At 57.9% G+C, this 21,374-nt stretch carries 23 protein-coding genes; 8 read left to right on the top strand and 15 right to left on the bottom strand.

Going from position 1 to position 21,374, the window contains the following annotated elements; genetic code table 11:
* Positions 1-105 precede the first annotated feature (105 nt).
* Positions 106-690, top strand: a complete 585-nt coding sequence (locus CKW19_RS25380) for a hypothetical protein (protein WP_095060849.1) — start codon at positions 106-108, stop codon at positions 688-690.
* Between the two features lie 66 nt (positions 691-756).
* Positions 757-2,070, top strand: coding sequence for a sorbosone dehydrogenase family protein (locus tag CKW19_RS25375; protein ID WP_095060847.1), 1,314 nt, complete (start codon positions 757-759; stop codon positions 2,068-2,070).
* A 28-nt stretch (positions 2,071-2,098) separates the two neighbouring features.
* Here CKW19_RS25375 and CKW19_RS25370 read toward each other — a convergent pair whose 3' ends face one another.
* The 6 genes from CKW19_RS25370 to CKW19_RS25345 form a co-directional block, all read right to left on the bottom strand.
* Positions 2,099-2,752 carry an O-methyltransferase gene (locus CKW19_RS25370; RefSeq protein WP_095060845.1) on the bottom strand — a complete coding sequence of 218 codons (654 nt, stop codon included), beginning with the start codon at positions 2,750-2,752 and terminating at the stop codon, positions 2,099-2,101.
* A gap of 18 nt (positions 2,753-2,770) precedes the next feature.
* Complete coding sequence (locus CKW19_RS25365) at positions 2,771-3,307, bottom strand: C40 family peptidase (RefSeq protein ID WP_095060843.1); 537 nt, start codon at positions 3,305-3,307, stop codon at positions 2,771-2,773.
* A gap of 166 nt (positions 3,308-3,473) precedes the next feature.
* Positions 3,474-4,121, bottom strand: a complete 648-nt coding sequence (locus CKW19_RS25360; RefSeq protein ID WP_095060841.1) for a C40 family peptidase — start codon at positions 4,119-4,121, stop codon at positions 3,474-3,476.
* A gap of 224 nt (positions 4,122-4,345) precedes the next feature.
* Entirely contained in the window at positions 4,346-5,050 is a 705-nt protein-coding gene (gene hda / locus CKW19_RS25355) for a DnaA regulatory inactivator Hda (protein ID WP_078470804.1), read from the bottom strand.
* Between the two features lie 183 nt (positions 5,051-5,233).
* On the bottom strand, positions 5,234-6,301 hold the full coding sequence (locus CKW19_RS25350) for an AI-2E family transporter (protein WP_095060839.1): 1,068 nt from the start codon (positions 6,299-6,301) through the stop codon (positions 5,234-5,236).
* Positions 6,302-6,335: 34 nt separating this feature from the next.
* Positions 6,336-7,394, bottom strand: coding sequence for a DUF2066 domain-containing protein (locus CKW19_RS25345; RefSeq protein WP_095060837.1), 1,059 nt, complete (start codon positions 7,392-7,394; stop codon positions 6,336-6,338).
* 385 nt (positions 7,395-7,779) lie between these two features.
* Here CKW19_RS25345 and purM point away from each other — a divergent pair, with 385 nt between their 5' ends.
* The 5 genes from purM (at position 7,780) to CKW19_RS25320 (ending at position 11,693) form a co-directional block, all read left to right on the top strand.
* Positions 7,780-8,838, top strand: coding sequence for a phosphoribosylformylglycinamidine cyclo-ligase (gene purM / locus CKW19_RS25340; protein WP_095060835.1), 1,059 nt, complete (start codon positions 7,780-7,782; stop codon positions 8,836-8,838).
* Positions 8,838-9,488 carry a phosphoribosylglycinamide formyltransferase gene (gene purN, locus CKW19_RS25335; RefSeq protein ID WP_095060833.1) on the top strand — a complete coding sequence of 217 codons (651 nt, stop codon included), beginning with the start codon at positions 8,838-8,840 and terminating at the stop codon, positions 9,486-9,488. Before purM ends, purN begins: the two co-directional genes overlap by 1 nt.
* 8 nt (positions 9,489-9,496) lie before the next feature.
* Entirely contained in the window at positions 9,497-10,210 is a 714-nt protein-coding gene (locus CKW19_RS25330) for a DUF3108 domain-containing protein (RefSeq protein ID WP_095060831.1), read from the top strand.
* A 143-nt stretch (positions 10,211-10,353) separates the two neighbouring features.
* The gene (locus CKW19_RS25325; protein ID WP_095060829.1) at positions 10,354-10,770 is read left to right on the top strand and encodes an OsmC family protein; all 417 of its coding nucleotides are present in this window, start codon (positions 10,354-10,356) and stop codon (positions 10,768-10,770) included.
* A 62-nt stretch (positions 10,771-10,832) separates the two neighbouring features.
* On the top strand, positions 10,833-11,693 hold the full coding sequence (locus CKW19_RS25320; RefSeq protein WP_095060827.1) for a pirin family protein: 861 nt from the start codon (positions 10,833-10,835) through the stop codon (positions 11,691-11,693).
* Between the two features lie 179 nt (positions 11,694-11,872).
* Here CKW19_RS25320 and CKW19_RS25315 read toward each other — a convergent pair whose 3' ends face one another.
* From CKW19_RS25315 to CKW19_RS25300, 4 genes are all read right to left on the bottom strand, one after another.
* The gene (locus tag CKW19_RS25315; RefSeq protein WP_095060825.1) at positions 11,873-12,601 is read right to left on the bottom strand and encodes a dienelactone hydrolase family protein; all 729 of its coding nucleotides are present in this window, start codon (positions 12,599-12,601) and stop codon (positions 11,873-11,875) included.
* Positions 12,602-12,668: 67 nt separating this feature from the next.
* Positions 12,669-14,573, bottom strand: coding sequence for a molecular chaperone HtpG (htpG, locus tag CKW19_RS25310; RefSeq protein WP_095060883.1), 1,905 nt, complete (start codon positions 14,571-14,573; stop codon positions 12,669-12,671).
* 81 nt (positions 14,574-14,654) lie between these two features.
* Positions 14,655-15,107, bottom strand: coding sequence for a PaaI family thioesterase (locus CKW19_RS25305; protein ID WP_095060823.1), 453 nt, complete (start codon positions 15,105-15,107; stop codon positions 14,655-14,657).
* Positions 15,104-15,580: a PaaI family thioesterase gene (locus CKW19_RS25300; RefSeq protein ID WP_095060822.1), complete on the bottom strand. Its 477-nt coding sequence runs from the start codon at positions 15,578-15,580 to the stop codon at positions 15,104-15,106. The genes CKW19_RS25305 and CKW19_RS25300 overlap by 4 nt, the downstream gene beginning before the upstream one ends.
* Before the next feature lie 156 nt (positions 15,581-15,736).
* Between CKW19_RS25300 and CKW19_RS25295 the strand changes: the two genes are divergently transcribed.
* Positions 15,737-15,982 (top strand): hypothetical protein, encoded by a 246-nt coding sequence (locus CKW19_RS25295; protein WP_095060821.1) that lies wholly within the window; start codon positions 15,737-15,739, stop codon positions 15,980-15,982.
* A 79-nt stretch (positions 15,983-16,061) separates the two neighbouring features.
* Here the strand turns inward: CKW19_RS25295 and CKW19_RS25290 are convergent, their stop codons facing one another.
* From CKW19_RS25290 to sucC, 5 genes are all read right to left on the bottom strand, one after another.
* Positions 16,062-16,463 carry an MAPEG family protein gene (locus CKW19_RS25290; RefSeq protein WP_095060819.1) on the bottom strand — a complete coding sequence of 134 codons (402 nt, stop codon included), beginning with the start codon at positions 16,461-16,463 and terminating at the stop codon, positions 16,062-16,064.
* Entirely contained in the window at positions 16,463-17,200 is a 738-nt protein-coding gene (locus CKW19_RS25285) for a DUF599 domain-containing protein (protein ID WP_095060817.1), read from the bottom strand. The genes CKW19_RS25290 and CKW19_RS25285 overlap by 1 nt, the downstream gene beginning before the upstream one ends.
* Positions 17,201-17,411: 211 nt before the next feature.
* Complete coding sequence (gene brnQ / locus CKW19_RS25280; protein ID WP_095060815.1) at positions 17,412-18,725, bottom strand: branched-chain amino acid transport system II carrier protein; 1,314 nt, start codon at positions 18,723-18,725, stop codon at positions 17,412-17,414.
* Positions 18,726-19,133: 408 nt separating this feature from the next.
* Complete coding sequence (gene sucD, locus CKW19_RS25275; protein ID WP_095060813.1) at positions 19,134-20,015, bottom strand: succinate--CoA ligase subunit alpha; 882 nt, start codon at positions 20,013-20,015, stop codon at positions 19,134-19,136.
* Positions 20,015-21,181, bottom strand: a complete 1,167-nt coding sequence (sucC, locus tag CKW19_RS25270; protein ID WP_007919879.1) for an ADP-forming succinate--CoA ligase subunit beta — start codon at positions 21,179-21,181, stop codon at positions 20,015-20,017. Before sucC ends, sucD begins: the two co-directional genes overlap by 1 nt.
* Positions 21,182-21,374 lie beyond the last annotated feature (193 nt).

The raw sequence follows: 21,374 nt of genomic DNA, 5'->3' as shown, positions 1-21,374 counted from the left end.
GAATATCGACTGGCGCTCAATATTCTGACGCCAATCTTGTGCCTCGCTCCCAGCAGTGATATCAAATAGCCACAAACCCACAACACAATAACAAGGGTGAGCCCCATGCAAGGCATGATCATCAGCAATCCAAAACTGGAATTCCTGCGCCCGGTACTGGAACGCTGGTTCGACTGTATTGACCGCTACAATGCCGTGCGCGGCGACGGTGACGCGCCCTACTGGCACGACGAAAAAGCCAATCTGGGACTGCTTTCAGCCGCCGCCTGGATGGCCGAAATGGTCACGCTGCAACACACGCAAACGCGCAAGCAAACCGAAGACGGCGAGCGCAACAGTCGCGCCGATCTGCTGCTTGCCTCGCCCGAAACCCGTGCCTATTTCCAGGCGACCCAGCGCTGGCCGCGGGTCAACAGTCTCGATCTGACCCAGGCGTTGCTCGACATCACCAGCGACGCCAAACGCGTGAGCCACGCCAGCGACCTGAGACTCGGCTGCCTGTTCGCTGCACCGCAAAAAGCCCAGCAAGGTGCTACGCCAGAAGAGCTCCAGGACATGGTCGATGACCTGCAAAAAATAAACACCTGCGCCGTTGCCTGGTATTTCCCTTACGCCTATCGCAAATTGCGCAACGAAGCCGGCCACTATCATCCCGGTATTGCCGTGCTTTTGAAGGAAGCGCACGGCTGAAGGTTGAACCATCAAAAGGCAACACTTCTCTATGATGAGAACAAGGCATTCATAGGGAAGATCAGTATGCGCACAGCCCCGTTCGTTTTCGTTATCGCCCTCACTGGAGGGCTCGTCGCCTGTGGCGAGACCTCCAGCCTGCAAGTCTCCGACGGCACCGGCCCATCTCCCCAACTGCCCGAACCCAGTAAAACCCTGATCCCGACAGTCAACATCGCACCCGCCATCGGCTGGCCTGCGGGCGTGAAACCCATTGCCGCCGCAGGCACTCAAGTGACGGCTTTTGCCGAAGACCTTGATCACCCGCGCTGGCTCTATGTACTGCCAAACGGCGACGTGTTGGTGGCCGAAACCAACGCCCCGGCCAAACCCGATGATGGCAGTGGCATCAAGGGCTGGATCACCAAGAAAGTGATGGGCCGCGCCGGGGCCGGCGTGCCGAGCGCGAACCGCATCACCTTGCTGAGGGACAAGGATCACGACGGTATCGCCGAAACCCGCAGCGTGTTTCTGGAGAACCTCAATTCACCGTTCGGTATGACACTGGTCGGCAATGACTTCTACGTGGCCGACACGGACCGCCTGCTGCGCTTTCACTATGAGTATGGCGATACCGAAATCAAGTCGCCACCGATCAAAGTGGTCGACTTGCCGGGAGGCCCGTTGAATCACCACTGGACCAAAAATGTCATCGCCAGCAAGGATGGCCGCAAGCTCTACGTCACCGTGGGCTCCAACAGCAACGTCGCCGAAAACGGCATGGATAAAGAGGAAGGTCGCGCCGCGATCTGGGAAGTGGATCGCGCCACCGGCAACCAGCGGATTTTCGCCTCAGGCTTGCGCAACCCCAATGGCCTGGCCTGGGAACCGCAAAGTGGGTCCCTATGGACCGCCGTCAACGAGCGCGATGACATCGGCAGCGACCTGGTGCCCGACTACATCACCTCGGTGCAGGATGGCGCCTTCTACGGCTGGCCGTTCAGCTATTACGGCCAGCACGTCGATGTTCGCGTCGAGCCGCAAAATCCGGATCTTGTCGCCAAGTCTCTCAAGCCGGACTATGCCGTCGGCCCACACACGGCCTCACTGGGCCTGACGTTTGCCGAAAACAGCAAACTGCCAGCACCGTTCACCCAAGGTGCATTCATTGGTCAGCACGGCTCATGGAATCGCAAGCCGCACAGTGGCTACAAAGTGATTTTCGTGCCGTTCAACGGAGGCAAACCGACCGGTCAGCCGATTGATGTACTGACCGGATTCCTCAATGACGAAGAAAAAGCCATGGGACGGCCAGTGGGTGTGGTGATTGATCGGCAGGGGGATTTGCTCGTGGCCGACGATGTAGGGAACAAGGTGTGGCGGGTGTCGGCTGTAAAATAGACAGCAAAAGATCGCAGCCTGCTGATGACTACCGTTTGCGGCAGAGCGTCAATCCATCGCCTATCGGCAACAGGGACAGATCCACTCTCGCGTCATCTTTCAACGCTCGATTAAGCGCCTGGATCGCACGGGTGTCTTTGCTCTCGGGATTTGCCTCAAGAACCCGGCCACTCCACAGGGTGTTATCGAACACCGCCAGCCCACCTACCCGCAACAGACGCAGCGAATGCTCCAGGTAGGCGGGATAGTTGGCCTTGTCGGCATCGATGAAAATCAGATCGAATTGACCTGGTTGGTCCAGCTTGCCAAGCGTCTCCAGCGCAGGCGCCAGACGCAGGTCGATTCGCCCGGCCAGCCCTGCCTCGAGCCAGTAACGGCGGGCGGTGGCATTGTAATCACCCGGAACGTCGCAACAGATCAGTGAACCGTCATCCGGCAATGCCGTCGCCATGCACAGGGCACTGTAACCGGTGAAGGTGCCGATTTCCAGCACACGCCTGGCGCCGGTGAGTTTCACCAGCAGTGCGAGAAACTGCCCTTGCTCCGGCGCCACTTGCCAGCGCGCCATGGGCAGTGCCTGGGTTTCATCGCGCAGGCGCTTGAGCAGCGGCGTTTCGCGCAAAGAGACGTCGAGCAGGTATTGATACAACGCATCATCGAGATTGAGCGTGCGAGCGGTCATGACCACAACCTCTGGCGATTATCGATTGCGCGCCAGATGCTCCGGTTGCAGAACGCGCTTGGCGCTGAGATAGGCTTTCTGCCAATAGTTCTTGGACAAGCTGTCGAGCTTCACGGTGCCGCCGGTGGCGGGTGCATGGACGAAGCGTCCCTCGCCGACATAAATCCCGGCATGATTGACCTGGGAAGCGCCATTGGTGGCGAAGAAGATCAGGTCACCCGATTGCAGACCTTCCTTGCCGACGTTGGCCGCTTGCATCGTGATCATCTCGCGGGTGGTGCGCGGCAAGGAAATACCGGTAACGTCACGGTACACATAACCGATCAGACCACTGCAATCAAAACCCGAATCCGGTGTATTGCCCCCCCAACGATAAGGCGTGCCTACGAGACCAAGGGCGCGAAACAGTACGTCTTCCGCTTCGGGCGAAAACGCTTGGGATGGACCGAAAACGATGGGAGCGCGAACCACCGGCGCAGGAGGCGGCGTACGGCTGGCACAGGCGCTGAGCAGCGCTGCGAGGAACATGATTGCGAGGCGGGCCGACATCGTCATAAGCAGAACATCCTGATCTGGCTGCGGCTTTTTTCTGCTCGGAGCGCAGAAAAGAAAACCGCCTGCGTGTGACGCAGGCGGTTTGCCATCATTAATAGATCAGAATTCTAGCGGCTATCCGGCAAACTTCAAGTAAGACTTTAAGTTCACCTTACAAATTGTCCGCTTATTTGCGAGCAGTCACGATTGGCGACGCGTTTGGCGCCATTGCCAGAGCACGCTTGGCTTCGATGAAGGTCTTGCTCCAGTAGCTGTCGCCCAGGCTATCGATCCGCACGCCACCGCTACGACGGCTGCTGGAATGGATGAACTGGTTGTCGCCGAGGTAGATACCGGCATGACTGACGCGACCGCGACGGCCGTTGGTTGCGAAGAACAACAGGTCGCCCGGCTCAAGCTTGCTGCGCGAGACCAGAGGGGCGTCAACGTTGATCATTTCGCGAGTGGAACGAGGCAGGTTCATGCCCGCTTCTTCGCGGAACAGGTAACCGATGAAGCCACTGCAATCGAAACCGGCTTCAGAGGTGCCGCCGAAACGGTAACGGGTACCGATCAGGGACATGCCACGTTCAAGGATGCTGTCGGCCAGAACCGGCAATTGATACGACTTGCCGCCGGCGAAATCGGCGAGTTCTTTTTCGTTCGCCTGTTCTTCTTGCTCCAGCGCTTCCTGATAAAGAGAAGAAGACTGGGCTGTAGCGGAGTTCTTGACCTGCTGTTGCGATGCTTGCTGAGTCACTGGTGTGTGAGCAGCGCAACCGAACAACAGGGTAACGAGTGCGAGAGGCACGAGGGGTGCGAAGCGATTTAGCATGGGCACGACCGTGGCTGATAGTTGTAAAGAAGCCGAGACTATGCCCGCTATCAACCTCATTTGCAAATTCAATCGATCTTTATGTGACTTCTCGGTTTCTCGTTAACATCTAAGCGCTTAAGCCCATTTTGAACATTCACGCTGCCTGTCACTCGACAGGAAAGCGGATTTTTTTGGCGCCTGAAATATGCCAAACCCGCTAAACCTCTCGGTTTCAGCGGGTTTTACCAGCCCAGGGTTTCTTTCAAAAACGGGATCGTCAGCTTGCGTTGAGCCTGAAGAGAGGCCTGATCGAGACGTTCAAGCAGCTCGAACAGCGCACTCATGCTGCGGGTGCCCCGCGTCAGAATGAAATGCCCCACTTCGTCAGTCAGGTGAAGACCACGACGGGATGCGCGCAATTGCAACGCGCGCAACTTGTCTTCATCGGAAAGCGGACGCATCTGAAAGATCAGCGCCAAGGTGAGTCGGGATTTGAGATCCGCCAGTTTCACCGGCAACTCTCGGGGAGAGGTCGATGCGGCAATCAGCAGGCGTCGACCACTGTCACGCAAGCGATTGAACAGATGGAACAGCGCCTCTTCCCAGTCCGCCTTGCCGGCGACCGCCTGCAGGTCATCCAGACAGACCAGTTCGTACTGTTCGAGGTTGTCGAGAATTTCTATACCACGATCCAGCAGTTCGGCCAGCGGCAGATACACCGCCGGCTCCCCCATCTGCTCGAAGCGCAGACAGGCCGCTTGCAACAGGTGCGTACGCCCTACCCCATCCTTGCCCCAAAGGTAGATCAGGCTTTCGGTCCAGCCGGCGTCGGCTTCGCAAAGCCGCTCGACATAGCCGAGTGCAGCGGCGTTGGCGCCTGGGTAGTAATTGATAAAGGTGGCGTCGTCACGCAGACGCACACCTAGGGGCAGCTGAATCGGTTTCATGCTGACTGAACAGTTCCAAAGGAACCGTTAGTGGCCTCTGTGTAAAGTTTGCGAAGTTTATACCCGTGGCGCTGGTCGCACAATGCGACAGACCACAAGCAAAATCAAAGGTTTGCGTTAACGCTACGGTTTTATGACCGTTTGTTTGGCGGTCAGTGCGACCGCCACCCACTCATCATGTCGCTACGGCCCCTCGCCACTGGCGTAGATATCAGAGTCTTTATACAAATCATGGACATGACGCACCAGCACCATGATCACTGCCGCCACCGGTAGCGCCAGCAGCACACCGGTAAAGCCGAACAACTCCCCGCCAGCCAGAATCGCGAAAATTACCGCGACCGGGTGCAACCCGATCCGGTCGCCGACCAGCAACGGCGTCAGCACCATGCCCTCCAGCGCCTGACCGACCATGAACACCGCCACGATACCCAGCATGGGATACAAATCACCGCCAAACTGAAACAGGCCGGCGATCAATGCCGCGCCGATGCCGATGATGAATCCCATGTACGGCACAATTGCCGCCAGACCGGCAATCATACCGATCAACAGCCCCAGCTCCAGACCGACCAGCATCAGCCCCGCTGCGTAAATCACGCCCAATGCGACCATCACCATCAACTGCCCGCGAACGAACGCGCCGAGTACTTCGTGGCATTCGCCTGCCAGGGAGACCGCACGCTCCTCGCGATCACGAGGTAATAGATTGCGGATTTTGACCATCATCACGTCCCAATCCCGCAGCAGGTAAAAACTCACCACCGGGATCAGCACCAGATTCGCCATCAAGCCTATCAACGCCAGGCCCGAAGCCGTCGCCTGGCTCAATACCACGCCGACGATGTCCGTGGTTTGGCCCATGTGTTCACTGATCGCGGCCTTGAGTTTGTCGAACTTCCAGAATCCGTCCGACAACCCGAATTTGGACTGCGCCCAAGGCAATGCCGTGTGCTGCAACCAATCAAGCATTTGCGGCGCCAGTTCATACAACCGGAACAACTGCTTGACGAGCATCGGCACCAGCACCAATAGCAGCGCAGTAAAAATCAGCGTGAACACGGCAAACACCGTCACCACGCCCCAAGTCCGCGACAGACCGGCCTTTTCCAGGCGGTCTACCAACGGATCGAACAGATAGGCCAACAGTAGCGCCACCAGAAAAGGCGTCAGAATCGGATGCAACAACCAGACAAACACGCAAAGCAGGACCACCCCACCCAGCCAGAACCAACGCCGAGAATCGGCCATGTACCACTCCTGCTTCTATATAAGGAACGAAAAACTACCAACGAAAACGCAACTGCGGTACAGGAGCGGCGACTGGCGCTACGGCGGGCGCCGAACCTTGGGCAACAGGCTGGACAGGAGCCACTGGCACGGGTGCTTGCTCGACCGGCATTTCCTGCAGTTTTGCCAGCGACATCTGCGCTCTCAACTGATCGGCGCTACCGTTGACCCGGTAAAGAATCCGCTCGCCATCGACACTTTGCAGACGCCCACCGAAGGGCTCAAGCAACCGCCCAAGCGCCGCATATCGCTCAAGACTCATGCCCTGTACTTCTATTAATTGCTGACCCGAAGCACCAGGCTTGGCAACGAATCGTGGTGCCAGGCGCTGATTGACCGCCAACATCACCGCATCGGCCAATGCTGCCTGATCGACCCCCTGTACGGTGCCGGCCTCCTTTTGATCACCCAGCCACAGCCGCCAATTGGCCTGCCACTGCCCACCTTCCTCATGCGCGCGCACCGCCAGCAAGGCATCGGCGTTGTAGCGCTCCGAAGCACCTTGCAACGGTGCTGGGTCAGTGCCTTCCAGATTGGGTGCCGTGGCGACGATCTGCTCATTCAGGTCCGCCAGCGGCAAGCGCAGCGGCAACCCACGATGCTGGGCGGCCCGACGCAGCGGCGCGGCGCTGGCCTGGCCGTCACCTACCAGGCTCGAACCTTCTGTGGAGTCATTCAACCACCAGGCCAGAATCGACGGCCGATTGGCACCCCACATCGCCAGCCCCGCCCGGCGCAGAGCCTGCTCAGTCGTACCCGGATCGAAATCGACTTTCAGCACGTCCGGCGGCCCGGCTTCAAAGCCGTACTGGCTGATGATTTGTTGCGGATCTTTGCGAACCGTCGCCAGCCCCGGGTTTTGCGCAGCCTTGGGGTCACCGGTCAGGCGCAGCACCAAGGTGTCCAGCGCACGCTGAGTCGCCTGTTCACGCTCCTCGGGTGACTGGCCATTTACTGGTTCACGCACCTGATAAAGGCCTTTGACGGTTTCGGCATGACTCACAAGGCTGAACAATGACAAACAGCCCACAAACAAGAATTTACAAAAACGCATGGAAGATTCCTGACGACAAGAGCGGCTGAAACAGACCGCATGAAGACGATAGAGCAAGGCTGTGACCCTCGCCCGACGCAAAACATTCACACGCCCCGGGTAAGTTTTTCGCACTGTCATAACGATAGACGGTTAATCGCGATACTTTATACAGCCATGCAGGTTACTAACGACACCGGGCAATAACGGTTTTTTTTCAGCTGAAATGGCCCTGCTGTCGGCCTGAGGATGGCCGCTGCCGCTCAAGCCTGATAAAATCGCGCGCCTTCGCAGACCGGCAACAGCCGGGTACCCTGAAATACGCGCATGGCTCCCTCCTTCGTGTTTTTTGGCGGTCCCGCTAGACTCGGTCGTTACCCAGAAATCCCCCCTAAAGGCCTGGATCATGAGCAAGCAACCCTCCCTGAGCTACAAGGACGCCGGTGTAGACATCGACGCCGGTGAAGCATTGGTCGAACGCATCAAGAGCGTCGCCAAGCGCACTGCGCGCCCGGAAGTCATGGGCGGCCTGGGCGGTTTCGGCGCCCTCTGCGAAATCCCGGCCGGCTACAAGCAGCCTGTGCTGGTTTCCGGTACTGACGGCGTCGGCACCAAGCTGCGCCTGGCACTGAACCTGAACAAGCACGACACCATCGGCATCGACCTGGTCGCCATGTGCGTCAACGATCTGGTGGTGTGCGGCGCCGAGCCGCTGTTCTTCCTCGACTACTACGCCACCGGCAAACTGAACGTCGACACCGCCGCTCAGGTGGTGACCGGCATCGGTGCTGGCTGCGAACTGTCGGGTTGCTCGCTGGTTGGCGGCGAAACCGCTGAAATGCCGGGCATGTACGAAGGCGAAGACTACGACCTGGCCGGTTTCTGCGTCGGCGTTGTAGAAAAAGCCGAAATCATCGACGGTTCCAAGGTTGCTGCCGGCGATGCCCTGCTCGCTCTGCCATCTTCCGGCCCGCACTCCAACGGTTACTCGCTGATCCGCAAGATCATCGAAGTGTCCGGTGCCGACATCGAAAACATCCAGCTCGACGGCAAGCCGCTGACCGACCTGCTGATGGCCCCGACCCGCATCTACGTGAAGCCGCTGCTCAAGCTGATCAAGGAAACCGGCGCAGTCAAAGCCATGGCCCACATCACTGGTGGTGGCCTGCTGGACAACATCCCGCGCGTTCTGCCAAAAGGCGCACAAGCGATCGTTGACGTGGCGAGCTGGAACCGCCCAGCGGTATTCGACTGGCTGCAAGAGAAAGGCAACGTCGACGAGAACGAAATGCACCGCGTGCTGAACTGCGGCGTGGGCATGGTCATCTGCGTGGCTCAGGAGCACGTTGAAACTGCTCTGAACGTCCTGCGTGATGCGGGCGAACAGCCATGGGTCATCGGCCAGATCGCCACCGCTGCCGAAGGCGCAGCCCAGGTTGAACTGAAGAACCTCAAGGCTCATTGATGTCTCAGACCTGTGATGTCGTGGTGCTGCTCTCCGGCACCGGCAGTAACTTGCAGGCCTTGATCGACAGCACGCGGACGGGCGACAGCCCGGTCCGCATCGCTGCGGTGGTGTCCAACCGCGCCGACGCCTACGGCCTGCAACGCGCCAAGGATGCGGGTATCGACACCCGCACCCTGGATCACAAGGCTTTCGAAGGTCGCGAGGCCTTCGATGCCGCGCTGATCGAACTGATCGACGCCTTCAACCCAAAACTCGTGGTACTGGCCGGTTTCATGCGCATTCTCAGCGCAGGATTCGTACGCCACTATCAGGGTCGCCTGCTCAATATCCATCCTTCGCTGCTGCCCAAATACAAAGGGTTACACACTCATCAGCGGGCTCTGGATGCCGGCGACGCCGAACATGGCTGCTCTGTGCACTTCGTCACCGAGGAACTCGATGGCGGACCACTGGTCGTACAAGCAGTAATACCGGTAGAGTTAGATGATTCGCCGCAGAGTCTGGCGCAGCGGGTCCATGTTCAGGAACACCTGATCTACCCGTTGGCCGTGCACTGGTTTGCCGAAGGTCGTCTAGCCCTCGGCGAACAAGGTGCTTTACTGGATGGACAGTTACTCGCGGCCAGCGGCCACTTGATTCGACCCTAGGAGATTTTATGCGTCGCGCCCTGCTCTTCGCTTGCGCCTTGCTTGCCTTGCCCTTTGCACAGGCGGCAGACCTTCAACCGTTCTCCGCCAGCTACACCGCCGACTGGAAACAGTTGCCCATGAGCGGCACCGCCGAACGCAGCCTCGAAAGCCTGGGCGACGGCAAATGGAAGCTCAGCTTCAAGGCGTCGATGATGATCGCCAGCCTGTCCGAAGAAAGCACCCTGACCTTGGACAAGGACACCCTGCTGCCCCATTCGTATCACTTCGAACGTGGCGGCCTGGGCAAAGCCAAGAAAGCCGACCTGGATTTCGACTGGACCACCAAGATGGTCACTGGCACCGATCGCGGTGACCCGGTCAAGATCCCGCTCAACCGCGGCATGGTCGACAAATCCACCTACCAGCTGGCGCTGCAGCATGACGTAGCCGCCGGCAAGAAAAGCATGAGCTATCAAGTGGTTGATGATGGCGAAGTCGATACTTATGACTTCCGCGTGCTGGGTTCGGAAAAAGTCGACACCAAGGCTGGCCAGATCGAAGCGATCAAGGTCGAGCGCGTACGCGACCCGACACAAAGCAAGCGCATCACCGTTCTGTGGTTCGCCAAGGATTGGGATTACTTGCTGGTTCGCCTGCAACAGGTCGAGACCGACGGCAAGGAGTACAACATCATGCTCCTGAACGGTACGGTCAACGGTAAAGCGGTCAAAGGCAGCTAAGCCGGCTCGATAAGAGAAGCCCCGCAAACGCGGGGCTTTTTTTCGCCTGTTGAAAAAACCGGAACGCGTTCCCTCAAGCAGGCTCTATACCTTCAAGGTCTTTTTTGATCGAATGACTTTTCCTGTCGCCTGCGAGGTTTGCCATGACTGTTACCGTCAACACCGTCTCTGCCGAAGGTTTTCGCCACAGCGTACAAATCGACGATCACGAACTCTTTGCCGACGTACCCACCACGGCAGGGGGTGAAGGCTCCGCACCAGAACCCCACGACTATTTCGATGCCGCGCTCGGCGCCTGCAAAGCCTTGACCCTGAAGCTGTACGCCAAGAAGAAAGACATCCCGCTCACGGGCGTCGGTGTCGAGGTCAAACGCGACAACAGCCAAGAACAGAAAGGCAAATACGCACTGCACGTCAAACTCACCCTCAAGGGTGTACTCACCGACGCCCAGCGCGATGAACTGCACCGCGTGGCTGATCGCTGCCCGATCCACAAGCTGATGACCACCTCCGAAGTCAGCATCGAAACCCATCTGTCCGAAGGCGCGTTCAGCCAATAGCGGCAAGGGCTGCGCAAGCGGGTTATGCTCGACGGCATCACCCGCTCAGCCTGGAATGCACCATGAACACTCCGCTCGTGATCCGCCCTCGCGCCGAAGATGTCGAAGGCCAGCCGATTCTTCGCCCGTTGCCGTCGGCCAAGTGCCGCAGCGTCGGGCCATTCGTGTTTTTCGACCACATGCTGGAAACCCGTTATCCGGCCGGCAAAGGCATGAACATTCGCCAGCACCCGCACATCGGCCTCTCCACCCTCACCTACCTGTTCCAGGGGCAGATTCAGCACAAGGACAGCCTCGGCTCAGATCAAGTGGTCGGGGCGGGCGACGTCAGCTGGATGACGGCCGGCAGCGCCATTGCCCATGTTGAACGCACACCTGAGGCGCTGAAAGAAAGCGGCTTCACGATGCACGGCTTGCAGATCTGGCTGGCCTCGCCCAAGGACCATGAACAAGGTCCTGGCCATTACAGCCACCATCCGGCGTCCACGCTTCCGGTCAGCGACAACCTCGGCGTGAAGATTCGCATGATTGCCGGGACAGGCTTTTGCCTGGAATCACCGGTGCCGGTGCTTTCACCTACGTTGTATGCCGAATTGAACCTGCAAACAGCGACAACGTTGCTGATTCCGACCGAGCACGAAGAACGAGCGCTGTATGTGTTGAGCGGTGAGGTGCAACTGGATGGCGAGCCAATTGAGCCGCACACGTTAGTGGTGTTGCCAGGCGGCGAAGAAATGACTGTGTTCGCCGAAAGCGACAGTCATGCCGTTGTGTTCGGCGGTGCACCGCTGGATGGACCAAGACGGATCAATTGGAATTTCGTGGCGAGCGATCCAGCGGCCATCGATGAGGCGCGCCGTCGCTGGGCGGCCGGGGATTGGCCGACGGTGCCGGGGGAAGTTGAGCGGATCGAATTGCCCTGATGCTTGCAGCGCCTGTGATTGCCTCATCGCTGACAAGCCAGCTTTTACAGTTGACCGGCTCATTCCCGAAATTGCGTGCGGCACAATCCCTGTAGGAGCTGGCTTGCCAGCGATGGCGATCGTGAGGATCGCTATCGCCAGCAAGCGGGCTCCTACAGGTTTCGTTGCTCAGCGCTTATTCAATCCTTGAACACTTCATCCAGCAAATTATGCATCGACGTAAACGCCCGAGCGGCGACTTTAGCGTCATACATCATCATCCCCGGTACATTGGCGTGCGGATCGGTGAACGAGTGGAACGCACCGCCGTAGCTCAGCAACTGCCAATCCACACCCGCCGCATTCATTTCATCTTCGAACGCCGGCAATTGCTCCTTCGGCACCAAAGGATCGGAAGCACCGTGCAGCACCAACACCTTACCCTTGATGTTTTTCGCATCAGCCGGATTCAGTGTGTCCAGCGTGCCATGGAACGAAACAGCCGCCTTCACCGGCGCACCGGTACGAGCGAACTCCAGCGCACAGCAACCGCCGAAGCAGAAACCGAAAGTCGCCAGTTTCGACGTATCAACGGCCACCTCACCCTGGCTTTGCAGCTGTTCGAACGCCACCTGCATGCGCTTGCGCAGCAACGGGCGGTCATTCTTCAACGGCATCATCGCCGCGCCCGCCTCGTCATTGTTGGTCGGACGAACCGATTGCCCGTAGAGGTCCGCGATCAGCACCACGTAGCCTTTGGCCGCCACCGACTTGGCGATCTCCTCGGCACCGGCGCTGACGCCCATCCAGTTCGGCGCCATCAACAGACCCGGACGCGGGCCTTTATGGTCGGCATCGAAGGCCAGGCGGCTTTCGTAATCTCGTCCATCAATCTGATAGGCAACGGAACGTACAGTAATTTGGCTCATTTCTGACTCCTGATTGTTGAACACCAGAATGAAAAAACCCGCCGAAGCGGGTTTTTCTGCAACACAGTTAAGCCGATAATTCGACCAGCAGCTTGTTCAGACGGCGCACATACGCCGCCGGGTCTTTCAAGCTGTCGCCGGCTGCCAGAGCCGCCTGATCGAAGAGGATGTGCGACAGGTCGCCGAAGCGCTCGTCGCTCTGCTCGTTGTCGAGCTTCTCGATCAGTGGGTGAGCCGGGTTGAATTCGAAGATCGGCTTCGAATCCGGAACCTTCTGACCGCTGGCCTCCAGGATCTGACGCATCTGCAAGCCCAAGTCCTGCTCACCGATGGCCAGAATCGCCGGGGAGTCGGTCAGACGATGGGAAACCCGCACTTCAGCAACGGATTCGCCCAAGGCTGCTTTCAGACGCTCAACCAGACCTTCTTTGGCCTTGGCGACTTCTTCCGCAGCCTTCTTGTCCTCCTCCGAGTCCAGGTTGCCGAGGTCCAGGTCACCGCGCGCCACGTCGACAAAGCTCTTGCCGTCGAAATCGCTGAGGTAGCTCATCAGCCACTCGTCGATGCGGTCGGTCAGCAGCAGCACTTCGATGCCTTTCTTGCGGAAGACTTCCAGGTGCGGGCTGTTTTTCACTTGCGCGTAGGTTTCGCCGGTCAGGTAGTAAATCTTGTCCTGACCTTCCTTGGCGCGTGCCAGGTAATCCGCCAGGCCGACAACCTGTTCGCCGTCGTCACCGTTGGTCGATGCGAAACGCAGCAGGCCAGCGATTTTCTCTTTGTTGGCGAAGTCTTCTGCCGGGCCTTCTTTCATGACCTGGCCGAAGTTTTTCCAGAAGCCTTTGTATTGCTCAGGCTCGTTCTTCGCCAGTTTTTCCAGCATGTCCAGAACGCGCTTGGTCAGTGCCGACTTCATGGAGTCGATGATCGGGTCTTTCTGCAGGATTTCCCGCGACACGTTCAGCGACAGGTCGTTGGAATCGACCACGCCCTTGATGAAGCGCAGGTACAACGGCAGGAAGGACTCGGCCTGATCCATGACAAATACACGCTGCACGTACAGCTTCAGGCCTTTCGGCGCTTCACGCTGGTACAGGTCGAACGGCGCACGGGTCGGCACGTACAACAGCGAGCTGTATTCCAGCTTGCCTTCGACCTTGTTGTGGCTCCAGCTCAGCGGATTTTCGAAGTCGTGAGCGATGTGCTTATAGAACTCCTGGTATTCCTCGTCCTTGATCTCGGTACGCGGACGGGTCCACAGAGCACTGGCGCGGTTGACGGTTTCCCATTCAACGGCCGGCTGCTCTTCGCCTTCGGCAGCGGCCACTTCTTTCGGCAACTCGATCGGCAAAGCGATGTGATCAGAGTACTTCTTGATGATGTTGCGCAGACGCCAGCCATCGGCGAATTCGTCTTCAGCAGATTTCAGGTGCAGGACGATGCGAGTGCCACGGTCGGCCTTTTCGACGGTAGCGACTTCAAAGTCGCCTTCGCCTTTGGACGACCAGTGCACGCCTTCGCTGGCAGCAGCGCCGGCACGACGGCTGTACACGTCAACCTTGTCGGCGACGATGAAGGCGGAGTAGAAGCCAACACCGAATTGACCGATCAGGTGCGAGTCTTTCTTCTGGTCGCCGCTCAGGTGCTTCATGAAATCAGCGGTGCCAGATTTGGCGATGGTGCCCAGATGGGTGATCGCGTCTTCGCGGCTCATGCCGATACCGTTGTCTTCGAGGGTGACGGTTTTAGCGTCCTTGTCGAAGCTCACACGGATTTTCAGTTCGGCGCCACCTTCCAGCAGCTCTGGCTTGGCCAGGGCTTCGAAACGTAATTTATCGACAGCGTCAGAGGCGTTCGAGATCAATTCGCGAAGGAAAATTTCCTTGTTGGAATACAGCGAATGGATCATGAGGTGCAGCAGTTGCTTCACCTCGGTCTGGAAGCCCAGGGTTTCCTTTTGAGTTTCCACACTCATGGTCATCAAACTCCAATCAGATGGCATAAGCCGCGACCTGAATGATCGACGGCGGGTTGTCCTCAGAGTTTGGGGCACCAATCAGGATTTCAAGGGCTCTTCGACTTTGAAATGCGCGCGGGCCGTGGCAATGGGTTCGGCCTCGGTGCTTTGCCAGGCGGTAATCGCCACATTGGCGACCCTGCGACCCTGGCGACACACCTGGCAACGGGCCCAGGTATCGCGAAATTGCCCGGCTCGCAGGTAGTCCAGGGAAAAGTCGATAATCTTCGGTACGCCGGGCGATCCGGTTGCAATCAACAGGTGCAACGCGGCGGACAACTCCATGAAACCGGCGATCACACCGCCATGAATGGCCGGCAGCAGAGGGTTGCCGATGTTGTCCTTGTTGGCCGGCAGACGAAACAGCAATTCGTCGCCCACCCGAGAGCATTCGACGCCGATCAACGTGGCGTACGGAATCAACTGCAACAGCGAGCTGTAGTCGCCCCGCTCATGAGCCGCTTGCAGTTGCTCCTGAAGGCTAATAGTCATTTCGTGTCTCCGGCAATGACGCCACCAAAGCCCTTGGTGCCTTTAATACCCTTGCCCATGCGCATGAACGTGCCCACCACATGGGCGATGGGATGCTCCGGATCGTCCTGATAGGCGAAGCCGCGCGCAAAGATCACGTCGGTGGTCACCCGGTAGCACTGGGCAAAACCGTAGACGTCTTTATGGGGCTCGGCGGCGTGCATGTAGTCGATGCGCAGGTCGAGGGTCGGACACACTTCGAATTCCGGCAGCACGCACAGTGTCGACATGCCACAAGCCGTGTCCATCAACGAGGTCAAGGCGCCGCCATGAATGACGCCGGTTTCGGGGTTGCCGACAATTTGTGGGCTGTACGGCAGAACAACCGTCAGACCTTCATTGTTGGCGCTATGAACTCGCAACCCGAGTACCTGGCAATGCCGCAATGCCGACAGGAATCGTGTAGCACGCTCAAAAACGGGGTTTTCAGCCATTTGATAAAAACTCTTGAAGTGTTGGCCCGACGCCGTAGAAATCCCGGTAAAAGTTCCGCGTTAAAACAAACTTATATATCTGCAAAAATCGTGGAACTTAACCCGAACGCCCATGCTCTTAAGGCCAGTAGATATTTTCCATAAGGAGAAACACCCATGCGTAAGACTTTAGCTATTGCCTTGATGTTGACCGCTTCCCTCGGTCTCGCTGCCTGCGATAAAAAATCCGAGGACAAAGCTCAAGATGCCGCCAAACATGCTGAGCAAGCTCAGCAGGACATGAACAAAGCTCAGGATAAAGTGAACGACGCTGCGAAAGAAAACGCCGAAGCTGCCAAAGCTCAGGCTGAATCGAACGCAGCAGCGGCTAAAGAAGCCGCTCCGGAAGCACCTAAGAACTAAATCGGTTTTTAGCGTGATAAAAGAAAACCCGCCAAGTGCGGGTTTTCTTTTGCTTGGAGCTTTTGTTGTCGCGTTAGCGCTAGAGCAAAATCGTTCGAAAAGTCGGACTAACCATCAGTAACAACGAACAGACCAATCCCACCACCCAAACCAGACTGCGCTGCCAGGCCAGGTCTTTCCAGTAACAGACCAGGTAGATCACTCGCGAAATCACGAAGATGATCGCCAGCAAATCGATGAGCCATCCTGCCGTTTGAGTGGTATGCGCCATCAACACGCCTACCGCAAACAACAAGAACGCTTCGAAACTGTTCTGATGGGCCGCCACCGCGCGGGCGCCCAAACCAGTGAGTTGTGCCTGCTGTTCGCGTGGCTGGTGATTGTTGTAACCACCCTGCTCTTTCATCGCTTTGGTCACGGGCATACGCGCCACGAAGATCAGCAAGGCCGAGATAAACACACACCAGAACGGAATACTCATCAAGCCGCCTCTTTATTTGCTTCGGGCAACGGTGCCTCTGTAGGGGTATAGACCATCACGTCGAGAACGTCGGAGTGAAACTCGCGGCGATACAACACGAAGACCACACCGGCACTCATCAACATGAACAACCAGGGACTGACAAACCAGGCCAGCATGGTCATGCCGAAGTAATAGGAACGCAGCCCAAAGTTGAACTGGTTGGCGGCCATCGAAATAACCCGCGCCGCCCGGGACGCGAAGGCTTTGCGTTCCTGTTCGGACACGTGGCGCTCACCGACCATCGGTGCCGAACCGACCAGAATCGCCGCAAAGTTGTACTGGCGCATGCACCAACTGAAGGTGAAGAACGCATAGACGAACACCAGCGCCAGGCACAGCAGCTTGATCTCCGACATGCCCTGGGACGCCTGTTGCACCATCGGGATGTCGGCCAGCAATGAGACTGCCCGCTCGGAAGCGCCGAGCACCGTGAGAATACCCGCCAGGATGATCAATGTGCTGGAGGCGAAGAATGACGCGTTTCGCTCAAGGTTGCCGATCACGCTGGCGTCAGCGATGCGGTTGTCCCGCAACAGCATGCGACGCATCCAGTCTTCGCGGTACAGGTGCAGGACACTGGCCAGACATGCCGTGTCGCGGCCCTTCCAGCCCGCATAGCGGGTGTAACCGCCCCAGCAGATGACAAACCATACGGCGGCAAGAATGTGGATCAGATTGGCTTGGATGAACGACATGCAGGTCCTTGTGATGTGTTAACGGTGTACATAAACCCTGTGTAGGAGCGAGTTTGGTCGCGAAGGTCGCTCCTACAATCGATTGGGCAATGCTTCGACGTTAGCGCAACGGAAAAGGCACCGCACGCCTCACAAAAAAAATGCCCCGTATCGATTGATACGGGGCATTTCTGTTTCTGCTCAAGACCCGCTTGTGGCGGGCCGTTGAAGCTTAAGCCAAGGCTTCGGCGCGTTTGCCCAGCAGGCGATCGCAAACCACGGCAATCACCAACGTCATCACCGATGGCACCAGCCAGGCCAGACCTTGCTCGCTCAGCGGCAGATGGGCCAGTTGAGTCGGCATCCAGTCCGCCAGGCCCGCACCCTTGAGTGCATCGATCAGACCGAAGATAAACGACACCAGCATCACCGGACCGACGATACGGCCCTGCTCATGCCAGAAGTCCTTGCAGAAGCTCAGCGCTACCAGCGCGATGCACGGCGGGTAGATCGCCGTCAGTACCGGGATCGAGAACGCAATGAGCTTGGTCAGCCCCAGGTTGGACACCAGCAACGAGAACGCCGCAAGGATGATGACCAATGTCTTGTAAGACAGCGGCAGTACACGGCTGAAGTACTCGGCGCAGGCACAGGTCAGGCCGACCGCCGTAACCAGGCAAGCCAGGGAAATCAGCACCGCGAGGAAACCGCTGCCCAACGAACCGAAGGTATGCTGGACGTAAGCGTGCAATACCGCCGCGCCGTTGCTCGCACCGGCGGCCACTTCATGGCTGCCCGAACCGAGGCGGAACAGGCTGATGTAAACCAGCGCCAGACCGACGCCGGCTATCAACCCGGCAATGATCGCGTAACGGGTGATCAGCGCTGGTGACTCTACGCCACGGGAACGGATGGCGTTAACGATGACGATACCGAACACCAGTGCGCCGAGGGTATCCATGGTCAGGTAACCATTGATGAACCCCTGGGAGAACGGTGCTGCGACGTACTCGGGCGTGGCAAGGCCAATGTCACCCGCTGGCAAAGCAAATGCCGCGATGCCGAGAACGGCCAGAGCGATGATCTTCAGTGGTGCGAGGAAACGGCCAACGGTATCCAGCAAACGGCCCGGATAGAGCGAGATGAAGAACACCAGCAGGAAGTACACCGAACTGTAGAGGAACAGCGCCAACGGGCTTTCGCCGGTCAATGGCGCAAGGCCCACTTCGAACGATACGGTTGCGGTACGCGGCGTCGCAAACAGCGGGCCGACCGAGAGGTAGCATACCGCCGCCAACAGACCACCAGCGACTTTACCGATCGGGCTGCTCAGCGCATCCATGGCTCCGCCGACCTTGGCCAGCGCCACCACGGTGATCACCGGAAGACCGACCGCCGTGACCAGGAAACCCAGCGCCGCCATCCAGACATGCGGTCCGGACTGTAAACCGACGATAGGCGGGAAGATGATGTTGCCAGCCCCGACGAACAGGGCAAACGTCATAAAACCAAGTGCCAGGATGTCCTGGCCTTTCAACACTTTCATTAAGGAAATACCACACTACTGAATCGGAATTTAGAGAGGGATTTCCCTATGGGTGAGGGAAATGCTGTCAGTCCGCATAAGACCAACCCTTTAAGCGCGTTGCTGCCTTGTGGGCTGCAGACGCAAAAATGGCGCGTAGCCTAACGAATTTGGCCGATAAACGCACTGTTACGGGGCGAACATTCCGATCTGCGACACCTCTATGTCGCGTTTACGTACGTAATTATCATTTAGACGATAACTGTAGGACCTGGCTTGCCAGCGATGACGGTATATCTGACACACCGGGCAGCCTGAATCGCCAGCAAGCCGGCTCCTACAGATCCCAGAGCCTGCATGAATCCCGAAAACGACAAAGGCCACCCGAAGGTGGCCTTTGTTTGGTGAAGCGTCAGCTAAGCGCGAGGCTTACTTGACAGCCCAACCGGTCAGCTCGGACAAAGCCTTGCCGATGTCTGCCAGCGAACGCACGGTTTTAACGCCTGCGTCTTCCAGGGCAGCAAACTTCTCGTCTGCAGTGCCTTTGCCGCCAGAGATGATTGCGCCAGCATGGCCCATGCGCTTGCCCGGAGGAGCAGTCACACCAGCGATGTAGGAAACAACCGGCTTGGTCACGTGTGCCTTGATGTAAGCAGCCGCTTCTTCTTCAGCCGAACCGCCGATCTCACCGATCATTACGATCGCTTCGGTCTTCGGGTCTTCCTGGAACAGCTTCAGGATGTCGATGAAGTTCGAACCCGGGATCGGGTCACCGCCGATGCCGACGCAAGTCGACTGACCGAAACCGGCGTCAGTGGTCTGCTTCACAGCTTCGTAGGTCAGGGTGCCGGAACGGGAAACGATACCGACCTTGCCTGGCAAGTGAATGTGACCTGGCATGATGCCGATCTTGCATTCGCCTGGAGTGATCACGCCTGGGCAGTTAGGGCCGATCAGGATAACACCCAGCTCGTCGCACTTAACTTTAGCGTCCAGCATGTCCAGGGTAGGAATGCCTTCGGTGATGCAGACGATCAGCTTGATGCCGCCGAAAGCAGCTTCCAGGATCGAATCTTTGCAGAAAGGAGCCGGAACGTAGATCACGCTGGCGGTAGCGCCAGTGGCAGCTACTGCGTCTTTAACGGTGTTGAACACTGGCAGACCCAGGTGCTCGGTGCCGCCTTTGCCTGGAGTTACACCACCAACCATCTTGGTGCCGTACTCGATGGCTTGCTGGGTGTGGAAACTACCTTGCGAACCGGTAATACCCTGGCAGATAACTTTGGTGTCTTTATTGATCAGGACGCTCATTATTTGCCCTCCGCAGCTTTGACAACTTGTTGAGCAGCGTCGGTCAGGCTGGTAGCAGCGATGATGTTCAAACCGCTTTCTGCCAGTACTTTAGCGCCCAGTTCAGCGTTGTTGCCTTCAAGGCGAACAACAACCGGGATTTTCACGCCGACTTCTTTCACAGCGCCGATGATGCCTTCGGCAATCATGTCGCAACGAACGATGCCGCCGAAGATGTTGACCAGTACTGCAGCGACGTTAGTGTCGGACAGGATGATCTTGAACGCTTCGGTAACGCGTTCTTTGGTAGCACCGCCGCCCACGTCGAGGAAGTTGGCTGGTTTGCCGCCATGCAGGTTGACGATGTCCATGGTACCCATGGCCAGGCCAGCACCGTTGACCATGCAACCGATGTTGCCTTCCAGTGCTACGTAGTTCAGTTCGAACTTGGCAGCGTGCGCTTCGCGCGGATCGTCTTGCGACGGATCGTGGAAAGTCTTCAGCTTAGGCTGACGGTACATGGCGTTGGCGTCGATGTTGATCTTGGCATCGAGGCAGTGCAGATCGCCGTCAGCCTTGATCACCAGCGGGTTCACTTCCAGCAGAGCCAAGTCGTGATCCTTGAACAGCTTGGCCAGACCTACGAAGATCTTGGCGAACTGAGCAACCTGCTTGCCTTCCAGACCCAGCTGGAATGCCAGCTCGCGACCCTGGAATGGCTGAGCGCCAACCAGTGGATCGATAGTGGCCTTCAGAATTTTTTCTGGAGTGTCGTGAGCGATTTTCTCGATGTCCACGCCACCTTCGGTGGAAGCCATGAACACGATACGACGGCTCGAACGGTCAACGACAGCGCCCAGGTACAGCTCTTTAGCGATATCAGTGCACGATTCAACCAGGATCTTGGTGACTGGCTGACCATTGGCGTCAGTCTGGTAAGTCACCAGACGCTTGCCCAGCCACTGCTGTGCGAAGGCTTTGGCGTCTTCTTTGCTGCGAACCAGCTTAACGCCGCCCGCTTTACCGCGACCACCGGCGTGGACCTGGGCTTTGACAACCCACTCGCTGCCGCCGATTTTGTCGCAAGCTTCTGCTGCTGCTTCCGGGGTGTCTACCGCGTAACCGGTGGAAACTGGCAGGCCGTACTCAGCGAACAGCTGCTTACCCTGATACTCGTGAAGATTCATGCTTATTACCGTCTTCGTTAGGTACTGCGCATTCGGTGCTGCACTCATTCAAGTGCCGCACCACCTTTGACTGCTGCTTGCGTAGCCTTTCCGGACAACCGGTGCAGCTACGCAAGACTGCGTCCAGCGGATATTCCGCGGTGAGTCTTGCGTGCAAGGCTCACGACGGGCCATTCCGCCGTGGTTTCTTATT

The organism is Pseudomonas sp. Irchel s3f7, assembly GCF_900187615.1.
Lineage (GTDB): Bacteria > Pseudomonadota > Gammaproteobacteria > Pseudomonadales > Pseudomonadaceae > Aquipseudomonas.
Note: the sequence above shows the minus strand (reverse complement) of the source record. Positions and strands in the feature narration are given on the sequence as shown.